The following is a 20,860-nucleotide window of genomic DNA, read 5'->3' on the forward strand; positions in this document are numbered from 1 at the left end:
GGCATTTTTTTCAAGAAAAATGCGCAGACCATCCAAATGGAGACCCGATTGACAGCAGCACTGGTCATAATTCCCGCCCGCCTTGCAGCAACGCGCCTGCCGAACAAGGTGCTTGCGGACATATGTGGAAAGCCGATGATCGTCCGGGTCATGGAACAGGCGCAACAAGCCGATATCGGGCCCGTTGCCGTTGCCTGTGACGATGTCTCCATTGCCGAAGCGGTCAAAGATCACGGCGGTCAGGCGGTTCTGACGAGCAAGGACCATGTTTCCGGGTCCGACCGCATCCATGAAGCCGCCAGAAGTCTCGACCCGGACGGCCGCTGCGACGTCGTCCTGAATGTCCAGGGTGATGTGCCCCAGATTGAGCCTGACGCCATCCGTGCTGCCTTCTCACCGCTTGAGATCCCGGATGTCTCGATCGGCACGATCATGACGGAGATCACCCGTCCGGAGTTTCGCGATGATCCGAGCTTCGTGAAGGCTGTCACGACGCCGAATGGCCATGGGCATCACCGGGCGCTCTACTTCACGCGAGCGACCGCACCGACCGGTGACGGGCCGATTTACCAGCATATCGGCATCTATGCCTATCGCAGGGAAGCGCTTGAACGTTTTGTCGGGATGCCGCCGTCGCCGCTGGAGCAGCGCGAGAAGCTGGAACAGCTGCGCGCGCTCGAAGCAGGCATGCGAATCGACGTTTCGATCATTGACAGCGCCCCGATGGACGTGAACACACCTGAAGACCTTGAAAGAGCGCGCGCCGCGCTCCGGACCCAGTGACCCCAACCGCCAGAACGCGAAAGATCCATGACCGATAGAAAGAGAATTGTATTCCAGGGTGAAAATGGGGCGAATTCCCATATGGCCTGCAGAAGTGTCTACCCGGACTACGAGGCCATTCCCTGCGCGACATTCGAGGACTGTTTTTCTGCGATGGCGGACGGATCGGCGGATCTTGCCATGATCCCGATCGAAAATTCCGTGGCCGGACGCGTGGCCGACATTCACCATCTGCTGCCCAAATCGGACCTGCATATCATCGGCGAGTATTTCATGCCGATCCGGTTTCAGCTCATGGCGCCCAAAGGCGCGTCCATCGATAATCTCAAGAAAGTGCAAAGCCATATCCACGCGCTTGGGCAATGCCGCAACATCATCCGCGAACTCGGCCTGACGGCAGTGGTTGGCGGAGATACCGCCGGATCGGCTCGCCAGGTCGCCGATCTCAATGACCCGACCGTCGCCGCATTCGCCCCGGAGATGGCGGCGGAAATCTATGGTCTCGACATCCTGCGCAGAGACGTGGAAGACGCCGCGCACAACACAACCCGTTTCGTGATCCTGTCCCGGGAGAAGATGGAGGCGGCCCATAACGGCCAACCCGTGATCTCGACTTTCATCTTCCGCGTCCGGAACGTACCGGCAGCTCTCTACAAGGCGCTCGGCGGATTTGCCACCAACGGCGTCAACATGACCAAGCTGGAATCCTATCAGCTGGAAGGCCAGTTCTTTGCCTCTATGTTCTATGCCGACGTCGAAGGCCACCCGGACGACCCTGCCGTTGGACTCGCGCTGGAAGAGCTTGCTTTCTTCTGCGCGGAACTGAACATCCTGGGCGTTTACAGGGCGAGCCCGTTCCGCGACAAGATCAAGGAACCGGAAGCCAACCGCGCGTTGCGCCCGAATCCGCATTCCTGACACTCCAGCAGCTTTCATATTCAGAGGAATTCATGACCGAAACAAGATTTGATGCGCTTTGCATCGGCAACGCGATTTGCGACGTCTTTGCGCATGTCGAGGAAGATTTCCTGGTCCGTGAGAACCTTGTCAAAGGTTCCATGCGGCTGATTGATACGGACGAGGCCGTCCGGCTTTTCGACAAGATGGGGCAGACCGTTCGCATTTCGGGCGGCAGCGCAGGCAACACGGCGGCAGGCATCGCCTCACTCGGCGGCAATCCTGCCTATTTCGGCAAAGTGGCCGAAGACGAACTCGGCGACAGCTACTACCACGACATGAATGGCACGGGCGTCTATTTCAACACCCCGCGCCTCGTGGACGGCAACCCGACGGCGCGCTCCATGATCCTGATCACGCCCGACGGCGAGAGGACGATGAACACCTATCTCGGCGCCTGCGTCGAGTTTGGTACGGGCGACGTTGACGAGGACGTCGTGGCGGCCTCTGCGGTCACCTACATGGAGGGGTATCTCTGGGATCCGGAAGAAGCGAAAAAAGCCTTCCTGAAGGCGGCTGAAGTCGCCCATGCCAACGGACGGAAGGTGGCGATCACCTTGTCTGACTCTTTCTGTGTCGACCGGTACCGGAGCGAGTTTCAGGGGCTTTTGAAGGACAACGTCGTGGACCTGATGTTCGCAAACGAACATGAACTGAAGGCGCTTTACGAGACGGCTGATCTCGACACCGCCATTTCCGCGGCCAGGGACTCCGGAGCCCTGACCGCGCTGACGCTCGGCGAGAACGGAGCAATGGCCTTCGACAGCAACGAAACGGTAAAAGTTTCTGCACAGGCCGTCAGCAATGTCGTGGACCTGACGGGTGCCGGCGATCTCTTCGCCTCCGGTTTCCTGTTCGGCCTGGCGCGCGATTACAAGCTTGGCGATGCGGCGGAACTCGGGTGCCTGTGCGCTGCGAACGTGATCAGCCATGTTGGTGCAAGACCGGAACGACCACTCAAGAATATCGCCGCGCAAAGCGGCTTTGAAATCTGACCAAACACAAAAAAGGCGGTCAAAACGACCGCCTTTTTCCTTGAAACATTCGTCCGCCTAGTCGGCGAGATCCTGAACGCTGACGACTCCGCCATTTTCATCGAGACGGTAGACGATCGGTGTGCCCGTCCCCAGTTCCCGTTTCAGGATTTCCTCTGGGGTCAGGTCTTCCAGCTCCATGATCAGCGATCTGAGCGAATTGCCATGGGCGGAAACAAGCGTGCGCGTGCCTGCCAGCACCCGGGGCAGGATTTCCTGCTTGTAGTAGGGCAGAACCCTTTCCGCCGTCATCTTCAGACTTTCGCCACCCGGAGGAGGCACGTCGTAGGACCGGCGCCAGATATGGACCTGCTCCTCACCGAATTCCTCGCGGGCCTGGTCCTTGTTCATGCCGGTCAGATCGCCGTAATCGCGCTCGTTCAGCGCCTGGTCCTGAAGCGTTTCCAGGCCGGACTGCCCGAGTTCGTCCAGGATGATGCCGAGGGTCTTCTGCGCGCGCGACAGATCGGATGTGAACGCGATGTCGAATTCGAGCTTGAGGTCTCGCAGCTGCTGACCGGCCCGGTGTGCTTCCGCGACGCCCTGTTCGGTCAAGCCCGGATCCTTCCAGCCCGTGAACAGGTTCTTCAAATTCCACTCGCTCTGTCCGTGACGGACAAGCACAAGAAGGCGTTCCATGCCGTTCTCCTTAAACTAGAGCCCTTTTGAATGATTCGGGGCCATTTGACCCGGTTTTCGGGTTTGTCGGCCAGGCGCGCTCTGTGTGGCGGTCTGGTTGACCGGAAGCAGAGCGCAACGACGTCCGGCGAGCCCGAAAACCGGGCCTTCGGTGGTCCAATTCAACCCATCTACAGCGTTGCGGAGCTTACTCGATACTCCGCATCGCGCTGCGCTCCGCGCCTTGGATATGAGCTGAATTGATTCCATCAAATGATCCCGTATCATTCAAAAGGGCTCTGGGCGATCGTTATGCGTTGAGGCCGAGCACGTCGGCCATAGAGTAAAAACCCGGTTTCTGGTCGTATCCCCAGAGCGCAGCCTTGACAGCGCCGCGCGCGAATAGCTGGCGATCTTCCGAACGGTGGGTCAGCTCAATGCGCTCACCCTCGCCTGCAAATACCACTGAGTGCTCACCGATAACGGAGCCGCCACGGAGCGTGGCAAAGCCGATGTCGCCGGTTCTCCTCGGATCCATGATGCCGTCACGCGAGCGAACTGCGTGAGAATTGAGATCTATCCCGCGGCCCTCCGCGGCTGCCTGCCCAAGCAGGAGCGCTGTTCCGGACGGCGCATCAACCTTGTGTTTGTGATGCATTTCAACAACTTCGATATCGAAGTCCGTGTCCAGGGCGGCAGCGGCAACACGCACGAGGCTCGCCAGCAGATTGACGCCGAGGCTCATGTTGCCGGACTTCACGATCCTTGCATGGCGTGCGGCCGCCTTGAGCGGCTCGTCTTCACCTTCGGCCCATCCGGTCGTTCCGATCACGTGAACGATCCGCGCCTGCGCAGCGAGCTCTGCAAACCAGAGACTGGCTGCCGGAGCGGTGAAATCGAGAACGCCGTCGGAATTCGCAAATGCCGTCAGGGGATCATCGCTCACGGCGACACCGAGCGGACCGACACCGGCCAGTTCGCCAGCATCCTGGCCCAGAAACTCCGAGCCTTCGCGTTCGATCGCAGCGACGACAATGGCGCCGTCAACTTCTGTAACAGCCTTGGTCAGCGCACGGCCCATACGGCCGCCGGCACCAACGACAACCAAGCGCATTTGCCCCATGTTGATCCTCTCTTGCGATATTCGACCGCGGGTATAGCAGCTTCAGCACCAGAGGCAAATCGGCCTGCCGGAATGTGCTGCCGCAAGCGCGGCGATTGCCGGGTCACGTTCCGGTCCTGCCAAAACAAAACGCGCGAAAGACCGGGTCCTTCGCGCGTTTCCGGTTTCGAGATCAGGCCGGATTTACTCGGCGTTTTCTTTCTCGATTTCCTTGCCGGTCTCCTGGTCCACCACTTTCATGGACAGGCGAACCTTGCCGCGCTCGTCGAAGCCCATAAGCTTGACCCAGACCTTGTCGCCTTCCTTGACGACGTCAGTCACCTTGCCGACCTTGCGCGGAGCCAGCTGCGAGATATGCACCAGGCCGTCCTTCGCGCCGAAGAAGTTGACGAATGCACCGAAGTCGACGCACTTGACGACCGTGCCTTCGTAGATAACGCCGACTTCCGGCTCAGCCGCGATGGAGTTGATCCAGTTGACGGCCGCCTTGATCGCCTTGCCATCGGAAGAGGCGATCTTGACCGTGCCGTCGTCCTCGATGTTGACCTTGGCACCGGTCTTTTCCACGATTTCGCGGATGACCTTGCCGCCCGAACCGATGACTTCACGGATCTTGTCGACCGGGATTTTCATCATTTCGATGCGCGGTGCGTGTTCCCCGAGTTCGGAACGGGCTTCGGTGATGGCATTGGCCATTTCGCCCAGAATGTGGATCCGGCCGCCTTTGGCCTGCTCCAGGGCGACCTTCATGATCTCTTCGGTGATGCCGTCGATCTTGATGTCCATCTGCAGCGAAGTGATACCGCCTTCGGTACCGGCCACCTTGAAGTCCATGTCGCCGAGATGGTCTTCGTCGCCAAGGATGTCGGAAAGAACCGCGAAGCGCTCGCCTTCCTTGATCAGACCCATCGCGATGCCCGCGACCGGAGCCTTCAGCGGGACGCCGGCATCCATCAGCGCCAGAGAGGTGCCGCAGACAGTCGCCATGGAGGACGATCCGTTGGATTCGGTGATTTCGGAAACGACACGGAGCGTGTACGGGAAATCATGGTGCTGCGGCAGCATCGGATTGATCGCACGCCAGGCCAGCTTGCCGTGGCCGATCTCACGCCGTCCGGGGGAGCCCATGCGGCCGGTTTCACCGACGGAGTACGGCGGGAAGTTGTAGTGCAGCATGAAGTGGGACTTCACGGTGCCTTCCAGCAGATCGATGAACTGCTCGTCTTCGCCGGTTCCGAGCGTAGCAACCACGAGACCCTGGGTCTCGCCGCGCGTGAACAGGGACGAGCCGTGCGCACGCGGCAGAATGCCGACTTCCGAAGAGATCGCGCGGACGGTGGAAAGATCACGTCCGTCGATACGGGTACCGGTGTCGAGGATGGCGCTGCGAACGATCTCGGCTTCCAGTTTCTTGAATTGCTCGCCAAGAACGTTGGCTTCAGGCGCTTCGCCTTCTGCCGCGTTGGTGATCAGTGCCTCGACAACCTTTGCCTTGGCGGCATCGACCGCGTTCTTGCGGTCGGTCTTGGAGGTGATCTTGTAGGCTGCGGTCAGTTCTTCGCCTGCCAGGGACTTGACCTGACCGAAGAGCGCGGAATGGTCCGGAATGGACAGTTCGCGCGGTTCCTTCGCAGCGGTCTCGGCCAGCTTGATGATCGCGTCGATCACGGTCTGGATGCCCTTGTGACCGAACATCACCGCGCCAAGCATGGTGGCTTCGTCCAGTTCCTTGGCTTCCGACTCCACCATCAGAACCGCGTCATTCGTGCCGGCGACCACAAGGTCGAGCGCGCTTTCCGGCATGTCGTCGACAGCCGGGTTCAGCACGAATTCGCCGTTGATATAGCCAACGCGTGCGCCGCCGATCGGGCCCATGAAGGGAACGCCGGACAGGGTCAGCGCAGCAGACGCTGCAACCATCGCCAGAATGTCCGGTGCGTTTTCCATGTCATGGGAAAGCACGGTGATCACGACCTGGGTGTCGTTCTTGTAGCCATCGGCAAACAGCGGGCGGATCGGCCGGTCGATCAGACGGGAGGTGAGCGTCTCGTGCTCCGACGGGCGGCCTTCGCGCTTGAAATAACCGCCCGGGATCTTACCGGCGGCAAAGGCCTTTTCCTGGTAGTTCACGGTGAGCGGGAAAAAATCCTGTCCGGGTCTCGGCTCCTTTGCGGAAACAACGGTCGCCAGAACCTTGGTTTCGCCATAGGACGCCATGACAGCGCCGTCGGCTTGGCGGGCAACCTTGCCCGTTTCGAGTACGAGCGGCCGTCCGCCCCACTCGACTTCCACACGATGAATATCAAACATCATCTGTCCTTACGTAGTCGCCCGCCCGCCGCTGCACTCCTTGCAACGCCATCGGACAGGCACATTCCCGGTCGGCCCCGGATGGGCCGGTTACCGGCGGACAGGTCACGGGCAAGACAACGGGCCGCTTTCCGTAATTCGGAACAGAAAGAAGCCGGCAATCCTGCCCCATGACATGTCACGAGGTTTCTATAGAGTGTTTGCCACCAAATGGGAACGCACTCTATCGATGCGCGTTTCCGGGCCGTCAAACCGTCCATTTGAGGAAAACGGCCGAAGACGCCTTTAAGCAAAACGCGGCGGGAACCAGCCCACCGCGTTTCGTTCGTTCAAGACCTTAGCGGCGGATGCCCAGACGCTCGATCAGCGTCTTGTAGCGCTCTTCGCTCTTGCCGCGCGTGTAGTCCAGCAGGGACCGGCGCTGCGCAACCATTTTCAGAAGACCGCGGCGGGAGTGATTGTCCTTGCCGTGGCCCTTGAAGTGTTCGGTCAGGTTGTTGATGCGCTCGGTGAGGATCGCCACCTGGACTTCCGGAGAGCCGGTGTCGCCTTCATTGGTCGCAAATTCCTTGATGAGCTCAGCTTTACGCTCTGCAGTAATCGACATCGCTCTTTCCTTTCAAAGAGGGGGGCCCGTTGACCGGACGCGTTGATGTGCCGGAGACCGGCCTGATCCGGATGTTTCCAGAGCCGAGATGTCGTTCAGCAAAGGATCCTTCCGGACGAATTGAGCCTCAGTGCCCAATGGCGGCGGTATATGGCAGAAAACAGCAGGAAAAGCCAGAGGAATCTTTCAGATGTGCCCCGCCGGACCATTGTCCCCCGGCTCCGAATCATCTGCATTTCAATTCAGGTTGACACCGTTCGATCTGCCGCAGACGCATTCGCCTTGCCCCACGCCTTCATGGCCTCGATCACCGGCAGAACAGAGCGCCCCTTTTCCGTCAGGGCGTAATCGACGCGTGGCGGGACTTCCGGATAAACGGTACGCGTCACCAGCCCGTCGGCTTCCAGTTCGCGCAACTGCTTGGTCAGCATTTGCTTGGTGATGTTCGGAATGGCCCGCTGGAGCGCACCAAACCGGTCGACCCCATTCACGATGCAGAAGATGATCACCGGTTTCCATTTCCCTCCAATCATCGAAAGGCAGTAGGTGACGGGGCATTGCACTTCCGGATCCGGCGTTATTGGTATGATTTTTATGACTATCTCTGTTTTTTGTGACTAGTTGCCACATAGGGAGTAATGCACATACTGGCAGGCCATCGTCAACCGAAAGAGGCTTTCCGATGACTTCACGGCCTGCGTCACTTGCGCAGCTGTTCTGCAAGGGACTTTTCAATCCCTGGCTGCTCCTAAGCGTTGTTCTGTCTGCGGGAACGACGGTTCTCCTGGCGCGAACGGGCATCGATGCCGCCGTCAACCAGTTTGCGCGGCTGCAAGACCCGACCCTTTCAGTTGCCTGGTCTGCTTTCCCGATGCTGGCGGGCTTTGCCGTTCCGGTGATGATACCGCTCATCTGTGCCGTGCGCGGTCACAGAGAGACCGCCAAGACAACGCTAGCGGCCTTCCTGGTGGCACTGTTTGTCGTTTCGGTGTTGAAAGCGCTGACGTCGAGACTGCATCCGGAAGCCCTCGTCCCGGTTTCCGTTCTGGCAAAGTCGCAAGTCTTCAGCTTCGGCGTCTTTCAGTCCGGTCTCCTGAGTGTCGTCGAAGGATGGCCGTCGGGCCATGTGGCCACAAATGCCGCGGTTTCGATCGTCCTCGCCCGGCGAACGACGCAGACCTGGATCGCTGTTTCCTGCTGGATCTGGCTCGGCTGGGTAACTCTCGCCACCACGTTCGGGATCAGCGGCGATGTCCATTGGCTTTCGGATTCGCTCGCGGGACTTCTCATCGCCTCCGCCGTTGCCTTCCGGATCGGAAACGCTGAGCCGACGCCGACGATACAGTTTAACTCGAGCTAGCAAAAACAACGATCGCACTGTCGGACAGCAGTTTCACCCCGGCCAACGTCAAAAAGCCATAGACAAGAACGGTGAAGAAACGTTGATCGACACGCTTGTGCAGGTAGATTCCGGCAAGGACACCCACCAGCAGAACAGGCGAAACCGAAAGACTTACCATCAGGCTTTCGAACGAAAGCAGCCCCATAAAGGTATAGGATACCGTCTTCAACGCGTTCATCGAGAAGAAAAACATGGTGTTCGTGCCGACGAAGGTGGACTTGTCCATCCGTTGCCGCAGCAAGTAACCTTTCACCGGAGGGCCACCAGCATGCGCGACAAAACTGGCAAAACCGGAGATGGCCGCGAATGCGAAGGCTCCGCTTCGACCGTCTGCCTGGTCCCGGACAGGGCGTTTACGCGCAAGAACATGCTGCGCGACAAACGCAAGTGCCAAGAGGCCCACAACAAACCTGATCACGTCCGCGTTCATCCATTGAAACGTGGCAAGGCCCACAAGCAATCCGAACATCGCTCCGGGGATCATTGCAAATACGACGTCCCGTCGCCAATCGCGGCGATACTGCCAGACCACTATGACATCGATTGCGAGAAGGACGGGCATCAGGACGGCGACGGCGAATTGCGGATCAACGAAGAGGCTCAAAGCCGGTACGGACACAACGCCCAATCCGCCGCCAAATCCGCTTTTTGACAGCCCTGTCAGGAAAATCGCAGCGGCACAAACAAGATAGAAGGAAAAAGGAAGGGTCACGTACGGCTCCTTGGTGGGGGATGCCGACTTCTAAAGCTTGCCTTTAAATCTAAAAAACAGTTTATTTTTCTTAATAAAATCTTTCTAGGAGATTTATGTGCCTGATCTCAACAGCCTCGAGAGCCTGGTGGTCACCGCGGAAACGCTGAGCTTCACGGAGACGGCAGAGCGGCGAAACACCGTTCAGTCAGCGGTCAGCGCTCACATCCGCAAGCTCGAGACTGAAATCGGTAAACCCCTGTTTGAGCGCGGGCGCGGACAGCAAATGAGCCTGACACCCGATGGCCGGGTTTTCGTGGCTTATGCCAGGCGCATTCTTTCGTTGACCGATGAAGCCGTCACCACGGTCAAAAACACGCGTTTCCGAAGCACGATCAAACTGGGTACGACGGTCTCGCTGGCCCAGTCGGTGCTCCCGCGCGTGCTGCCCCGGTTTTCGCGACAGGAACCCGACGTACAGATCCACATCGCCTGCGACCGCAGCAACGCGCTGCTACAGCGCCTGGACTCGGGCGAGGCCGATATTGTCCTGATGCATGACCAGGGCAAAACGCCTGGCCGTCTGTTTGCAGAAAGCACCCCCCTCGTCTGGGCGGGTGCCCGCGGTTTCATGCCAGAAGAATGGCCCGAAGTTCCGCTCGCCTTTCTCACCGATGGACGGGACCTCAGACGTCAGGCGTTTGAAGCCCTCGACCGTGCGGGACGTGCAGGCTTTATCGCTCACCAGAGTGTTGATCCCACTGGGCTTCGTTCGTTTGTCCTTGCAGGTCTCGCGCTTACGGTCATGGCAGCGCCTGCCATTGCGCCGCCACTGCAGACCTTTGGTTCGGATCACGGGCTTCCCACGCTCGCGCCAAGCGTGCTGTCATTTTACCGGTCTTCAAGAATTCCGGACAATGAAACCGACACGCTGGTGCAGCTTTTGAGCGAGGAAATCAGAAGGTGAGCCCACGGCCAAACTCGTGGCATCGGGAAACAGACGTGATTACAGATTGAAGACACGTGTCGGCTGGAAACGGCCCTTGTCGACCGATCCGATTGCCACTGGGACGCCGGCATGGCTGGCAAAGGCAACATGCGTATTCAGCGGCGCTTCGCGGCCACGCAACAGCACCGCCATACCCTTGCGGATCCTGGCTGCGTCATCGAGCGAAACAGGCACTTCGACCAGTGCATCCATCGCTTCACGGACGGGCAGGACGAATTCCTCGACAAGCCCTTCGATGCTCTCGCCGTCTTCCAGCTCCGCTGCCGCTGCCAGCATGTCGTCGAGGTCAATCAGATCTTCTTCCCCGAAAGGGCCGACCAGAAGACGGCGCAGGGAGGTCACGTGACCGCGGGTGTCAAGGCGTCGTCCGAGGTCGCGCGCCAACGCGCGCACATATGTGCCTTTTCCGCATTCCGCCTCGAAAACGGCACGGTCCGCATCCCGGCACTCCACCAGATCCAGCCGGTGGACGTCGATCGGACGCGCGTCCAGTTCGACATCTTCGCCATCCCTAGCGAGATCATAGGCACGTTCACCTGCCACCCTGATCGCCGAAAACTTTGGCGGCACCTGCATGATCGTACCGGTGAACTCGCCCAGTACGGCTGTGATGGCATCCGCATCGGGCCTTGCTTGCGACGTCGCAATCACCTCGCCCTCGGTGTCGTCCGTATCGGTCTCCGCACCCCAGGCGACTTCAAACCTGTAGACCTTGCGACCGTCCATCACGAAGGGAACTGTCTTGGTGGCCTCGCCGAACGCGACCGGCAAAAGACCGGACGCGCGTGGGTCGAGCGTGCCGGCGTGGCCGACCTTCTGAGGCGAAAAGATCCGCTTGATCTTTCCAAGCGCCTCGTTGGACGTGATGCCATAGGGCTTGTCGAGCACAAGCCAGCCGTTGATGGCGTTTTTCTTCCGCTTGATCTGTTTCTGGCGTGCCATATCGAATTCGTTTGTTGAACAGCCGGACTGGTGAGTCTGCAGCCGCTTGCTTGTCACCCCGGTTCGAGCATCGCGAGAGACCGGGGCCCAGTACTCCCGGTCGCCGCGTCGTATCTAAAGTCTCAAGTCAATGATTTCTGGATCCCTGCCTGCGCAGGGATGACAAACAAAGAACTTCAGTTGCGCTGCGGCCAAAATCAGTCCTCGCGGCTTTCGTCATTCTCCAGATCGCGCGATACGCCGGGCGAATGAAGCAGCGTGCCGATGCGGTCGTCGTCATCGAAACGGGTGTCCAGAACAAAGCGCAGATCCGGCATGTATTTCATGGTCAGGCGCCGGGACACCTGTCCGCGCAGATACTTGGCGCTGCGGTTGAGCGCTTTTTCAACCTTCTCCGCGTTCTTGCCGCCAAGAGGCATGACGAGACACGTCGCGAGCCTCAGGTCCGGGGTCATCCGGACTTCCGGGATGGTCACGATCGCACCATCCAGATCGGGATCCGAAAACTCGCCGCGTGTAAAGATATCGGACAGCTCCTTGCGCACCGTTTCGCCGACCTTCAACTGGCGTTGCGACGGTCCACGGCTGTCCTGAGCATTCTGTCTAGCCATCTGTGTTCCTGACCAGGGTCATCCACTGACCCTGAAAGCGGCAGCGCCGGCGCGATCCATCTGAATCCCGCCGGCGCTTCTGCCTGTAGTTCTGTTCCGGCGGTTAGAGCGTCCTTGCGATCTGCTCGACGCGGAAGCATTCGATAATGTCCCCGGGACGCATGTCCTGGTACTTGACGAAGTTCATGCCGCATTCCTGTCCGGATTCGACGGTTTTGACCTCGTCCTTGAAGCGCTTGAGCGTTCCGAGCTCGCCTTCGTGGATCACGACGTCGTCGCGGATCAGGCGCACATTCGCACCACGTTCCACGACCCCTTCGGTAACCAGACAACCCGCAACCTTGCCGACCTTCGAGATGTGGAAGATCTCCTTGATCTCCGCATTTCCAAGGAAGGTTTCGCGGCGTTCGGGCGAAAGCAGGCCGGACATGGCCGCCTTGATGTCGTCGACGAGGTCGTAGATCACGTTGTAGTAGCGGATCTCGATGCCGTCGCGGGACGCAGCCTCACGGGCCTGCTTGTTGGCGCGCACGTTGAAGCCCAGGATCGGAGCATTGGAGGCCGCCGCAAGCGTGATGTCGCTCTCGGTGATGCCACCGACGCCCGACAACAGGATGCGTGCGCCGACTTCGTCGGTGCCCAGTTCGTTCAGAGCGTGCGCGATGGCTTCCGCCGATCCCTGCACGTCCGCCTTCAGGACGAGCGGGAATTCCTTGCGGCCCGTTTCCTGCAAACGGTTCATCATCTGCTCGAGCGACCCGCGCGCACCGGATGCGACCACGGAGGCTTTCTCGCGGATCTGACGCTGACGGTAGTCCGTGATCTCGCGGGCACGCGCCTCGTTGTCGACGACCGCGACAAGGTCACCGGCTGCGGGGGTTCCCTGGAACCCGAGAACCTCGACCGGTTTGGCCGGCCCGGCTTCCTTGACCTGCTTGCCGTTCTCGTCGAGCATCGCGCGTACACGGCCCCACTCGGACCCGGCGACGAGAATGTCACCCGGCTTGAGCGTGCCCTTCTGAACGAGGACGGTCGCAACCGGCCCGCGTCCGCGGTCGAGCTGCGCCTCAATGACGATGCCTTCCGCAGTCCGTTCCGGATTGGCCTTGAGCTCGAGAACCTCGGCCTGCAGCAGGATCATTTCCAGCAGCTTGTCGAGATTGGTACCGTTGAGCGCGGAGACCTCCACGTCGATGACATCACCGCCCATGGATTCCGTCACCAGTTCTTCACTCAGCAGCTCCGTCCGAACCCGGTTCGGATCAGCGCCAGGCTTGTCGGTCTTGTTGATCGCAACGATGATCGGCGCGTCGGCTGCCTTGGCATGCGCGATCGCCTCTTTCGTCTGAGGCATGACGCCGTCATCCGCAGCGACAACAAGGATCACGATATCGGTCGATTTGGCACCGCGGGCGCGCATCTGCGAAAACGCAGCGTGGCCGGGCGTATCGATGAAAGTGATCTTCTGACCGTCCTGATCGATCTGATATGCGCCGATATGCTGGGTGATCCCCCCGGCTTCGCCGGAGACCACCTTGGATTTGCGGATCGCATCCAGAAGAGAGGTCTTGCCGTGGTCAACATGGCCCATGATCGTCACCACCGGCGGACGCGGCTGCAGTGTTGCGGCTTCATCTTCCGTGGTGAACAGGCCTTCTTCGACATCGGCCTCGGAGACACGCTTCACGGTGTGTCCCATTTCCTCGGCGATCAATTCTGCGGTGTCGGCGTCGATGACGTCGTTGATCTTGAGCATCTGCCCCTGCTTCATCAGCAGCTTGATCACGTCGACGGCGCGCTCTGCCATGCGGTTGGCGAGTTCCTGGATGGTGATCGCCTCGGGCAGCGTGACCTCTCGCGAGATCTTCTCGCGAACCACCTGCTGCTGACCGCGCTTTGCCTTTTCCTGGCGACGGCGCATGGATGCGAGCGAACGCGCACGCTGGCCGTCGTCACCGCCGGTTGCGGCGGAAATCGTCAGTTTCGACCGACGGCGGTCCTCACCAGCGCGCGGACGCGCCGTCGGTGTCGGAGCCTGTTTCGGACGTTTGACGGCGCGCAGACCCTTGTTCGCCCGATCATCTTCGGCCGCTGGCTGCGGTTCCGGCTTGGCACGGGGCGTCGACGGAGCGGTACGCTTGCCCATGTCATCCAGATTGCGCGGCCTTCCGGTGTTCGGCGCTGCGGCTTTGCGGGCCGGCTGTCCGCCGGCATCGGCGGCAGCGGCAACATCCGCACCCGCTTCCTGTCCGGTTGCAGCCGTGCTTTCTCCGACCTTTGCATTTTCTTCGACCTGGCGAGCCTCTTCGGCTTCGCGCAGGGCACGTTCCTCGGCTTCGACCTTGGCACGCGCCTCTTCATCGGCCTTGCGCTGAGCGGCTTCCGCGGCCATGCGCTTTTCGTCTTCGGCGCGCTGCTTGCGCTCCTCGACTTCCCGCTCCTTGGCCATCTGAAGCGCTGCAGCCCTTGCCGCCGCTTCTTCCTTGGTCAGGGTGCGCAGGACGTTGCCATTGCCCTTCTGACGTTGTCCGGAGGCAGCCCGGCGCGCCTGTTTCGCCGCTTGCGGATCAGGTTGCTGCGGTTTGCGCGGAGCTTCTGCGGGACGCTCAAGGCGCTGTGTGGTCGGCGCCGGAGCCTCAGCTTTCGGTTCCTGCCCCGGAATGACAACACGGCGCTTCTTCTTCTCCACGACAACGGCCTTCGACCGGCCGTGCGAGAAGGACTGCCGAACAGTTCCCTGATCGCCACCGCCCCGCTTTAGGCCAAGCGTCTTGCCACGCTCAACGCTGATTGTCTTGTCGCCCGGATTTTTCGTATCGCTCATATTGCCTTCAGTCCTGCGCAACCGCCCTGCTATGCGTTGCTCTATTCGTCACTTGCAGCGGAATAACCGCGAAAACGCTCCATGTCACGCACTCGTGCAAGAAAGTTTTCGCTCGCATGCCCCGCAAGCAGTGCAGCATGTATCACATTTGACCGGCCCAATGCCAAATCCAATTGGGTCGAATCGAACAAACGGACGATTTGGCACCCGTTTGCCAGTTCTTCGTTGCCGGCGGCCACCGCCGCCAGTTTTCGCACACCGTCCCCGGCAGCGTCCGAGGCATGGATCAGCCCGACAACGGTATCCCGCCGCAAGGCCGCTTCAACTTTCGCATAGCCGGTGACTAGTTCACCGGCCTTGCGGGTCAGGGAAAGCGCCTGCAGTGCAGACCTTTCAAGGAGCGCGTCGACACGTTCCACGAGACCCGGTTCCACAAGGGCTTCACTCTTGAACCCCCGGCCGAACACCTTCTTCCTGTTCTTTTCGGCAGCGGCGACACTTTCCAATGTCGCCGTAACCCAAACGCCGCGTCCCGGCAGCGCCCGTTTCAGGTCCGGAACCACCTGCCCTTGCGGATCAAGCACGAACCGTATCAGCGAGCCTACTGGCCGAACCTCCCTGGTCACGGCGCATTGCCGTTCGGTTGGTTCATTCTTCCTTGGCACGCCGCCACTCCTTCGGCCCGACCGAAACTCACCAAATCGCTGTCGGTGACCTTCGCCCGGCCCATGTTCTCGGGAGGCTACCGCCGTCCTCAGCCGTTCAGAATGGCACCTGCAGGTGCTTCCTGTTCGGCCACTTCCTCGTTTGCCTCGATGTCTTCCTCGACCTCTTCGGCCTCGGCGGACATCGCCGCGAGTTCTTCTTCGGTGATCCAGCCGGCTGCGAGACGCGCTGCCATCACCATGTTCTCAGCTTCGGCGCGGGACAGGTCGAAACCGGTCAGCGCACCATCAAAGCGCTTGGTTTCACCGTCCTTGCGCTCGGTCCAGCCGACAAGGTCATCGGCCGCACATCCGGCCAGATCTTCCATCGACTTGATGTCTTCCTTGCCCAGAGCGACAAGCATGGCAGTGGTCAGCCCGTCGATGGCCCGAAGATCGTCGGACACGCCAAGCTCAAGCCGTTCCTCATCCAGCTTTGCCTCCAGCTCGCCCAGGTAATCCCGGGCGCGGGCCTGAATTTCAACCGCAGTATCATCGTCGAAGCCCTCGATCATGGAGATTTCCTCGATCTCCACGTAGGCGACTTCCTCAACTGAGCTAAAGCCTTCGGTCGCAAGCAACTGGCCGACCATTTCGTCCACGTTGAGCGCTTCCATGAAGAGTTGAGACCGTTCCAGAAATTCCTTCTGGCGGCGATCCGATTCTTCCTGCTCGGTCATGATGTCGATGGCCCAGCCCGTCAGTTGCGAGGCAAGACGCACATTCTGGCCGCGGCGACCGATTGCAAGTGACAATTGGTCATCGGGAACGACAACTTCAATACGTTCCGCATCCTCGTCGAGAACCACCTTTGCCACTTCGGCCGGCTGCAATGCGTTGACGATGAAAGTTGCGGCTTCTTCGTTCCACGGGATGATGTCGATCTTTTCCCCCTGGAGTTCACCCACGACGGCCTGAACGCGGCTGCCGCGCATGCCAACGCAGGCACCGACGGGATCTATCGAGGTGTCCTTTGAAATCACGGCGATCTTCGCGCGCGACCCGGGATCCCTTGCGACCGACTTGATTTCGATCACACCGTCGTAAATTTCAGGAACTTCCTGCGCGAACAACTTGGCCATGAACTGGGGATGCGTGCGCGAAAGAAAGATCTGCGGTCCGCGCTGTTCACGGCGCACATCGTAAATGAACGCCCGGATACGGTCGCCGGTCCGGAAGATTTCACGCGGGATCAGCTCGTCCCGGCGCACAATGCCTTCGCCGCGCCCAAGGTCGACAATCACGTTGCCGTACTCGGCCCGCTTGACCACGCCGTTGATCACTTCGCCAACGCGGTCCTTGTATTCTTCGAACTGGCGGTCCCGCTCGGCTTCCCGCACCTTCTGCACGATCACCTGCTTTGCGGACTGCGCAGCGATGCGGCCGAAATCGAGCGGCGGCAGAGGTTCTGCGATAAAATCGCCAAGACTTGCTTCCGGATTGCGTGCCTGGGCATCGTCGAGCGAAATCTCCGTCGAGACATTTTCGACGACCTCCGCCACCTGCAGCAGACGCTGCAGCCGAATTTCGCCGGTCTTCGGATTGATCTCGGCACGTACTTCGGTTTCGGTGCCGTATCTGGAGCGGGCAGCTTTCTGAATTGCGTCTTCCATCGCATTGATCACGATCATCCGGTCAATGGATTTTTCCCGGGCGACCGCATCAGCAATTTGCAGCAGTTCCAGCCTGTTTGCGCTGATTGCCATATTCCACTCCTCTTGCGCCAGGTTCTGGTCCTGGTTTTGGCGCGTGTCCTTCCCCGCCGAGCCGGTGGCTCAGTTGGGCGTGTTGTCCTGTGTCAGGCCTTCTTCCTGGCTTCTTGCTGCAAGAGCAGCTTTTTCCGCCTGAAGTGCCGCGGTTATCAAATCATCTGTGAGAACGAGCTTGGCTTCGCCGATGTTTTCCAGTGGCAACGACGCCGTGTCGTTTTCGCCTGCCTGGATATCGGGAAGCCTTAGAATTGCGTTTCCGCCTCCGGTTCCGAGCAGCGTTCCCCTGAACCGTTTGCGGCCCTCGAGCATCACGGCCATGTCGACCTTGAGCTCATGGCCTGCCCACCGGTCAAAATCGCCGGCACGCACCAGGGGCCGGTCGATACCGGGTGACGAGACTTCAAGATGGTAGGCCCGGTTGATCGGATCTTCGACGTCCAGTGCCGGGGAGACGGTGCGGCTGATGGTTTCGCAATCTTCCACGGTCATCGTGCCGTCGGGGCGCTCGGCCATGATCTGCAGCGTGCATCCGTTTGCAGCGCTTATCTTGGTGCGCACGAGACGATAGCCGAGATCCTCGATCACCGGCTCAATAATCGCTGCAACACGGGCGTCGAGGCCCTGTTCCGTAACAATTCTTGGTTCGTGTGCGCTCACACTTGGCTCCTGTTAAACCGTTTCCGGTCTTTCATGTCGGATGCGCCCGATTGTCGGTCTACATAAGGCTATCCTGCTTGGGTCGATTGCCTCCGGCCCGTCACCTAAACAAAAAAGAGCGGGTCCCCGTCGGGCCCACTCTCAAATGCTCTGATGAAGCCGTTTGAGGTGAAACACGGGCTGTATAACGCCAAAGGCGGTGGCAGCGCAAGAGCCCGATCTCAAATCGTCGAAAGAACTTGGTTCCGGCCAGCCCGTCCGGCCTCTGAAATCAGCTCGGCACAGTGTTCAGATCCGGCGGAAGGTCAGATACCTGCCCCTGCGGCCTTCCCGGATTGCCTTGGCTTCGTAACGGGTGCCCGGCCAGCCCTGCCAGGGTACCTTCCAGTCAGCGGCCGTTTCGGCAAGCCACTCGAATTGTGCATGATCCCGGCAGTGGCGCAGCGTCCAGTCGATATAGGTATCGATGTCACTGGCGAACCGGAACTCACTGCCGCGCTTCAGCACCCTGGCATAGCGGTCGAGATTCTGACCGTTTATGAAACGCCGCTTCCAGTGCCGTTTCTTCGGCCATGGGTCCGGATAAAGCTGGTAGGCAAGGTCCAGCGATGCAGCGGGAAGCCAGTCGAGGACATTGACCGCATCGTCGTCATAAAGGCGAATGTTGTGCAGACTTTCCTCGACAACCGACGCGACCGTTTTCGCCATGCTGCCGACGAAAGGCTCAATGCCGATAAACCCCGTATGCGGGTTGGTGCGGGCCCGATGAAGCAGATGTTCTCCGCCGCCAAAGCCGACTTCCAGGCACACGTCACCGACATCGCCTTCAAACAGCTCCCGCAGGTCCGACGGGGCCGGAGCACTCAGATCGAGCGCGAGGCGCGGCAATTCCTTTTCCATCAGCGATTCCCGGCGCGGGCTCAGGGGTTTGCCCTTGCGGCGGCCGAAAAAAGAACCTTCGTATCGATCGGTCATTGTTTGCTGTTGGTGACTTACTATACGGAAGACCGCCGGCAATCGGCCGGCGGTCTGAATTTTCAAGCGGCAACGGATTGCGCAGCGTTACCCGGCTAGCGGGCGCAACGCGTCGACAAGATCGGTCTTTTCCCAGGTGAAGCCGCCATCGGCGTCCGGCTGACGGCCGAAGTGACCATAGGCAGCCGTGCGCTCGTAAATGGGGTTGTTCAGCTTCAAGTGCTCGCGGATCCCGCGCGGGCTCAGGCCCATGACTTCGCGAAGCGTCGTCTCCAACCGTGCTTCGTCGCACCGTCCGGTGCCGTGAAGATCGACATAGACCGAGAGCGGGTCGGAAACACCGATGGCATAGGACAGCTGGATCGTGCAGCGGTCGGCCAGATCGGCCGCCACCACGTTTTTCGCAAGGTAGCGCGCGGCATAGGCTGCGGAGCGGTCAACCTTGGTCGGATCCTTGCCGGAAAATGCACCGCCACCATGCGGAGCTGCGCCGCCATAGGTGTCCACGATGATCTTGCGTCCGGTGAGACCAGCGTCTCCATCCGGTCCGCCGATGACGAAGGCACCTGTCGGATTGACGTGCCACTCGGTCTCACCGGTGATCCAGCCGCCCGGAAGCGCTGTCTGGATGTAAGGTTCTACAATCCGGCGAACGTCCTCGGACGTCAGTGACGGATCGAGGTGCTGGGTCGACAGAACGATCGACGTTGCCGCTACGGGTACGCCGTTCTCGTAACGCACGGTGACCTGGCTCTTGGCATCCGGTCCCAGCGCAGGCTCCCTGCCGGATTTGCGGGCATCGGCCAAAAGACTCAGGATCTTGTGCGAATAGAGGATCGGAGCAGGCATCAGTTCTTCGGTTTCCCGGCAGGCATAACCGAACATGATGCCCTGGTCGCCCGCCCCTTCATCCTTGTTGCCGCCTGCATCAACGCCCTGGGCGATATGCGCCGACTGACCGTGGAGATGAACGGCGACGTCGCAGTTCTCCCAATGGAAACCGTCTTGCTCGTAGCCGATATCCTTGATGGCCATGCGCGCCAGATGCGCGATATATTCATTGGTGATACCTGCCGGCCCCCGGGTTTCACCTGCAATCACAATGCGATTGGTGGTGGCAAGGGTTTCGCACGCAACACGTGCTTCGGGCATTTCACGAAGATATGCGTCGACGACAGCATCGGAGATTCTGTCGCAGACTTTGTCCGGATGTCCTTCCGAAACGGATTCGGATGTAAAAAGATAATTCTGACGTGCCATTGGCGATCGTCCTTCTGGGAATGAATATGAATGAAGCGGCGAATAATTTCGCCGCTTCGGAAGCATCAATCTTTCAAGTTTTTCGTCACGTCAAGCGTGTTTCGAAATAATTGTTACTCGTCGCCGGACAGAGAACGAACCAGATCGACGATCCGGCGCCTGACTTTCGGATCTTCTATCCGCACAAAAGCCTTGTTCAGCGAGAGGCCTTCGGAGGACGAAAGGAAATCGACGACGTAAGATGTCGGCTGTGTTTCGCCAAAACCTTCCGCTTCTTCCGGTGTGCCCGGAGCATCCTCGAAGAAGAAAGACACCGGCACTTTCAAAATCGTCGCAATATGCTGCAGGCGGCTCGCACCGATCCTGTTCGTGCCCTTTTCGTATTTCTGGATCTGCTGAAATGTGATGCCGAGGCTTTCGCCCAGTTTTTCCTGGCTCATGCCAAGCATCATTCGCCTCAGGCGAACACGGCTACCAACGTGTATATCTATCGGATTCGGAGACTTCTTACTGGGCATGTACGTCGCTCTTTCTTTTTTTTGCGGCGAATGTCCGCTCACATCAGATCGTACAAGCTCTCCCAAGTCCTCCCACAAGACCCAAGAGACTGAAGCAAGCCCGCAACCCCTAGCTTGTACATG

Annotated in this window: 20 protein-coding genes; 5 read left to right on the forward strand and 15 right to left on the reverse strand. The window is 59.7% G+C overall.

The genetic code is table 11. From position 1 onward, the window contains the following. The first annotated feature begins 36 nt into the window (after window positions 1-36). Genes RDA78_RS04190 through RDA78_RS04200 form a run of 3 tightly spaced genes read left to right on the forward strand, consistent with a single transcriptional unit; the run spans window position 37 to window position 2,735 of the window. The gene (locus tag RDA78_RS04190) at window positions 37-783 is read left to right on the forward strand and encodes a 3-deoxy-manno-octulosonate cytidylyltransferase (protein WP_434054102.1); all 747 of its coding nucleotides are present in this window, start codon (window positions 37-39) and stop codon (window positions 781-783) included. A gap of 27 nt (window positions 784-810) precedes the next feature. Then, window positions 811-1,701, forward strand: a complete 891-nt coding sequence (locus RDA78_RS04195) for a prephenate dehydratase (protein ID WP_434054103.1) — start codon at window positions 811-813, stop codon at window positions 1,699-1,701. 32 nt (window positions 1,702-1,733) lie between these two features. Beyond that, on the forward strand, window positions 1,734-2,735 hold the full coding sequence (locus tag RDA78_RS04200; RefSeq protein ID WP_434054104.1) for an adenosine kinase: 1,002 nt from the start codon (window positions 1,734-1,736) through the stop codon (window positions 2,733-2,735). Between the two features lie 57 nt (window positions 2,736-2,792). Here the strand turns inward: RDA78_RS04200 and RDA78_RS04205 are convergent, their stop codons facing one another. The 5 genes from RDA78_RS04205 to RDA78_RS04225 all read right to left on the reverse strand — a co-directional run bounded on the left by RDA78_RS04205 (window position 2,793) and on the right by RDA78_RS04225 (window position 7,941). Next, window positions 2,793-3,413: a 2,3-bisphosphoglycerate-dependent phosphoglycerate mutase gene (locus RDA78_RS04205; protein ID WP_434054105.1), complete on the reverse strand. Its 621-nt coding sequence runs from the start codon at window positions 3,411-3,413 to the stop codon at window positions 2,793-2,795. A 289-nt stretch (window positions 3,414-3,702) separates the two neighbouring features. Continuing rightward, window positions 3,703-4,515, reverse strand: a complete 813-nt coding sequence (dapB, locus tag RDA78_RS04210) for a 4-hydroxy-tetrahydrodipicolinate reductase (RefSeq protein WP_434054106.1) — start codon at window positions 4,513-4,515, stop codon at window positions 3,703-3,705. Window positions 4,516-4,698: 183 nt separating this feature from the next. Beyond that, window positions 4,699-6,825: a polyribonucleotide nucleotidyltransferase gene (gene pnp, locus RDA78_RS04215; protein ID WP_434054107.1), complete on the reverse strand. Its 2,127-nt coding sequence runs from the start codon at window positions 6,823-6,825 to the stop codon at window positions 4,699-4,701. Between the two features lie 337 nt (window positions 6,826-7,162). Continuing rightward, window positions 7,163-7,432 carry a 30S ribosomal protein S15 gene (gene rpsO, locus RDA78_RS04220; protein ID WP_434054108.1) on the reverse strand — a complete coding sequence of 90 codons (270 nt, stop codon included), beginning with the start codon at window positions 7,430-7,432 and terminating at the stop codon, window positions 7,163-7,165. Between the two features lie 242 nt (window positions 7,433-7,674). Then, entirely contained in the window at window positions 7,675-7,941 is a 267-nt protein-coding gene (locus tag RDA78_RS04225; protein ID WP_434054109.1) for a winged helix-turn-helix transcriptional regulator, read from the reverse strand. 173 nt (window positions 7,942-8,114) lie between these two features. Here RDA78_RS04225 and RDA78_RS04230 point away from each other — a divergent pair, with 173 nt between their 5' ends. Beyond that, on the forward strand, window positions 8,115-8,792 hold the full coding sequence (locus tag RDA78_RS04230) for a phosphatase PAP2 family protein (RefSeq protein ID WP_434054110.1): 678 nt from the start codon (window positions 8,115-8,117) through the stop codon (window positions 8,790-8,792). On the opposite strand, the gene RDA78_RS04235 is transcribed toward RDA78_RS04230, so the two are convergent. Beyond that, complete coding sequence (locus RDA78_RS04235; protein WP_434054111.1) at window positions 8,779-9,546, reverse strand: sulfite exporter TauE/SafE family protein; 768 nt, start codon at window positions 9,544-9,546, stop codon at window positions 8,779-8,781. The two genes, RDA78_RS04230 and RDA78_RS04235, sit on opposite strands and share 14 nt — an antisense overlap. Window positions 9,547-9,643: 97 nt before the next feature. On the opposite strand from RDA78_RS04235, the gene RDA78_RS04240 reads away from it, so the two are divergent. Next, entirely contained in the window at window positions 9,644-10,492 is an 849-nt protein-coding gene (locus RDA78_RS04240) for a LysR family transcriptional regulator (RefSeq protein WP_434054112.1), read from the forward strand. Between the two features lie 39 nt (window positions 10,493-10,531). On the opposite strand, the gene truB is transcribed toward RDA78_RS04240, so the two are convergent. The 9 genes from truB to RDA78_RS04285 form a co-directional block, all read right to left on the reverse strand. Continuing rightward, complete coding sequence (gene truB / locus RDA78_RS04245) at window positions 10,532-11,476, reverse strand: tRNA pseudouridine(55) synthase TruB (RefSeq protein WP_434054113.1); 945 nt, start codon at window positions 11,474-11,476, stop codon at window positions 10,532-10,534. A 197-nt stretch (window positions 11,477-11,673) separates the two neighbouring features. Next, complete coding sequence (gene rbfA, locus RDA78_RS04250) at window positions 11,674-12,087, reverse strand: 30S ribosome-binding factor RbfA (RefSeq protein ID WP_434054114.1); 414 nt, start codon at window positions 12,085-12,087, stop codon at window positions 11,674-11,676. Window positions 12,088-12,190: 103 nt separating this feature from the next. Next, complete coding sequence (infB, locus tag RDA78_RS04255) at window positions 12,191-14,911, reverse strand: translation initiation factor IF-2 (protein ID WP_434054115.1); 2,721 nt, start codon at window positions 14,909-14,911, stop codon at window positions 12,191-12,193. 41 nt (window positions 14,912-14,952) lie between these two features. Continuing rightward, entirely contained in the window at window positions 14,953-15,576 is a 624-nt protein-coding gene (locus RDA78_RS04260; protein WP_434054116.1) for an RNA-binding protein, read from the reverse strand. Window positions 15,577-15,665: 89 nt separating this feature from the next. Next, entirely contained in the window at window positions 15,666-17,321 is a 1,656-nt protein-coding gene (gene nusA, locus RDA78_RS04265) for a transcription termination factor NusA (RefSeq protein WP_434054117.1), read from the reverse strand. Between the two features lie 69 nt (window positions 17,322-17,390). After that, on the reverse strand, window positions 17,391-17,984 hold the full coding sequence (gene rimP, locus RDA78_RS04270; RefSeq protein ID WP_434054118.1) for a ribosome maturation factor RimP: 594 nt from the start codon (window positions 17,982-17,984) through the stop codon (window positions 17,391-17,393). Between the two features lie 288 nt (window positions 17,985-18,272). Continuing rightward, the gene (gene trmB, locus RDA78_RS04275) at window positions 18,273-18,959 is read right to left on the reverse strand and encodes a tRNA (guanine(46)-N(7))-methyltransferase TrmB (RefSeq protein WP_434054119.1); all 687 of its coding nucleotides are present in this window, start codon (window positions 18,957-18,959) and stop codon (window positions 18,273-18,275) included. An 87-nt stretch (window positions 18,960-19,046) separates the two neighbouring features. After that, entirely contained in the window at window positions 19,047-20,219 is a 1,173-nt protein-coding gene (gene metK, locus RDA78_RS04280; RefSeq protein ID WP_434054120.1) for a methionine adenosyltransferase, read from the reverse strand. Between the two features lie 113 nt (window positions 20,220-20,332). Continuing rightward, a complete protein-coding gene (locus RDA78_RS04285) occupies window positions 20,333-20,737 on the reverse strand; it encodes a helix-turn-helix domain-containing protein (RefSeq protein ID WP_306142566.1) in 405 nt (134 codons plus the stop codon). Window positions 20,738-20,860 lie beyond the last annotated feature (123 nt).

The sequence above is a fragment of the Roseibium sp. genome, from assembly GCF_051016195.1.
GTDB lineage: Bacteria > Pseudomonadota > Alphaproteobacteria > Rhizobiales > Stappiaceae > Roseibium.

What these genes read in the sequence shown, in the direction of transcription:
- RDA78_RS04205 (WP_434054105.1), bottom strand. Translation starts at nt 3,413, where the DNA reads ATGGAACGCCTTCTTGTGCTTGTCCGTCACGGACAGAGCGAGTGGAAT.
- RDA78_RS04230 (WP_434054110.1), top strand. Translation starts at nt 8,115, where the DNA reads ATGACTTCACGGCCTGCGTCACTTGCGCAGCTGTTCTGCAAGGGACTT.
- RDA78_RS04190 (WP_434054102.1), top strand. Translation starts at nt 37, where the DNA reads ATGGAGACCCGATTGACAGCAGCACTGGTCATAATTCCCGCCCGCCTT.
- truB (WP_434054113.1), bottom strand. Translation starts at nt 11,476, where the DNA reads ATGGCACGCCAGAAACAGATCAAGCGGAAGAAAAACGCCATCAACGGC.
- RDA78_RS04200 (WP_434054104.1), top strand. Translation starts at nt 1,734, where the DNA reads ATGACCGAAACAAGATTTGATGCGCTTTGCATCGGCAACGCGATTTGC.
- metK (WP_434054120.1), bottom strand. Translation starts at nt 20,219, where the DNA reads ATGGCACGTCAGAATTATCTTTTTACATCCGAATCCGTTTCGGAAGGA.
- RDA78_RS04285 (WP_306142566.1), bottom strand. Translation starts at nt 20,737, where the DNA reads ATGCCCAGTAAGAAGTCTCCGAATCCGATAGATATACACGTTGGTAGC.
- RDA78_RS04195 (WP_434054103.1), top strand. Translation starts at nt 811, where the DNA reads ATGACCGATAGAAAGAGAATTGTATTCCAGGGTGAAAATGGGGCGAAT.
- infB (WP_434054115.1), bottom strand. Translation starts at nt 14,911, where the DNA reads ATGAGCGATACGAAAAATCCGGGCGACAAGACAATCAGCGTTGAGCGT.
- trmB (WP_434054119.1), bottom strand. Translation starts at nt 18,959, where the DNA reads ATGACCGATCGATACGAAGGTTCTTTTTTCGGCCGCCGCAAGGGCAAA.
- dapB (WP_434054106.1), bottom strand. Translation starts at nt 4,515, where the DNA reads ATGGGGCAAATGCGCTTGGTTGTCGTTGGTGCCGGCGGCCGTATGGGC.
- nusA (WP_434054117.1), bottom strand. Translation starts at nt 17,321, where the DNA reads ATGGCAATCAGCGCAAACAGGCTGGAACTGCTGCAAATTGCTGATGCG.
- rpsO (WP_434054108.1), bottom strand. Translation starts at nt 7,432, where the DNA reads ATGTCGATTACTGCAGAGCGTAAAGCTGAGCTCATCAAGGAATTTGCG.
- pnp (WP_434054107.1), bottom strand. Translation starts at nt 6,825, where the DNA reads ATGTTTGATATTCATCGTGTGGAAGTCGAGTGGGGCGGACGGCCGCTC.
- rbfA (WP_434054114.1), bottom strand. Translation starts at nt 12,087, where the DNA reads ATGGCTAGACAGAATGCTCAGGACAGCCGTGGACCGTCGCAACGCCAG.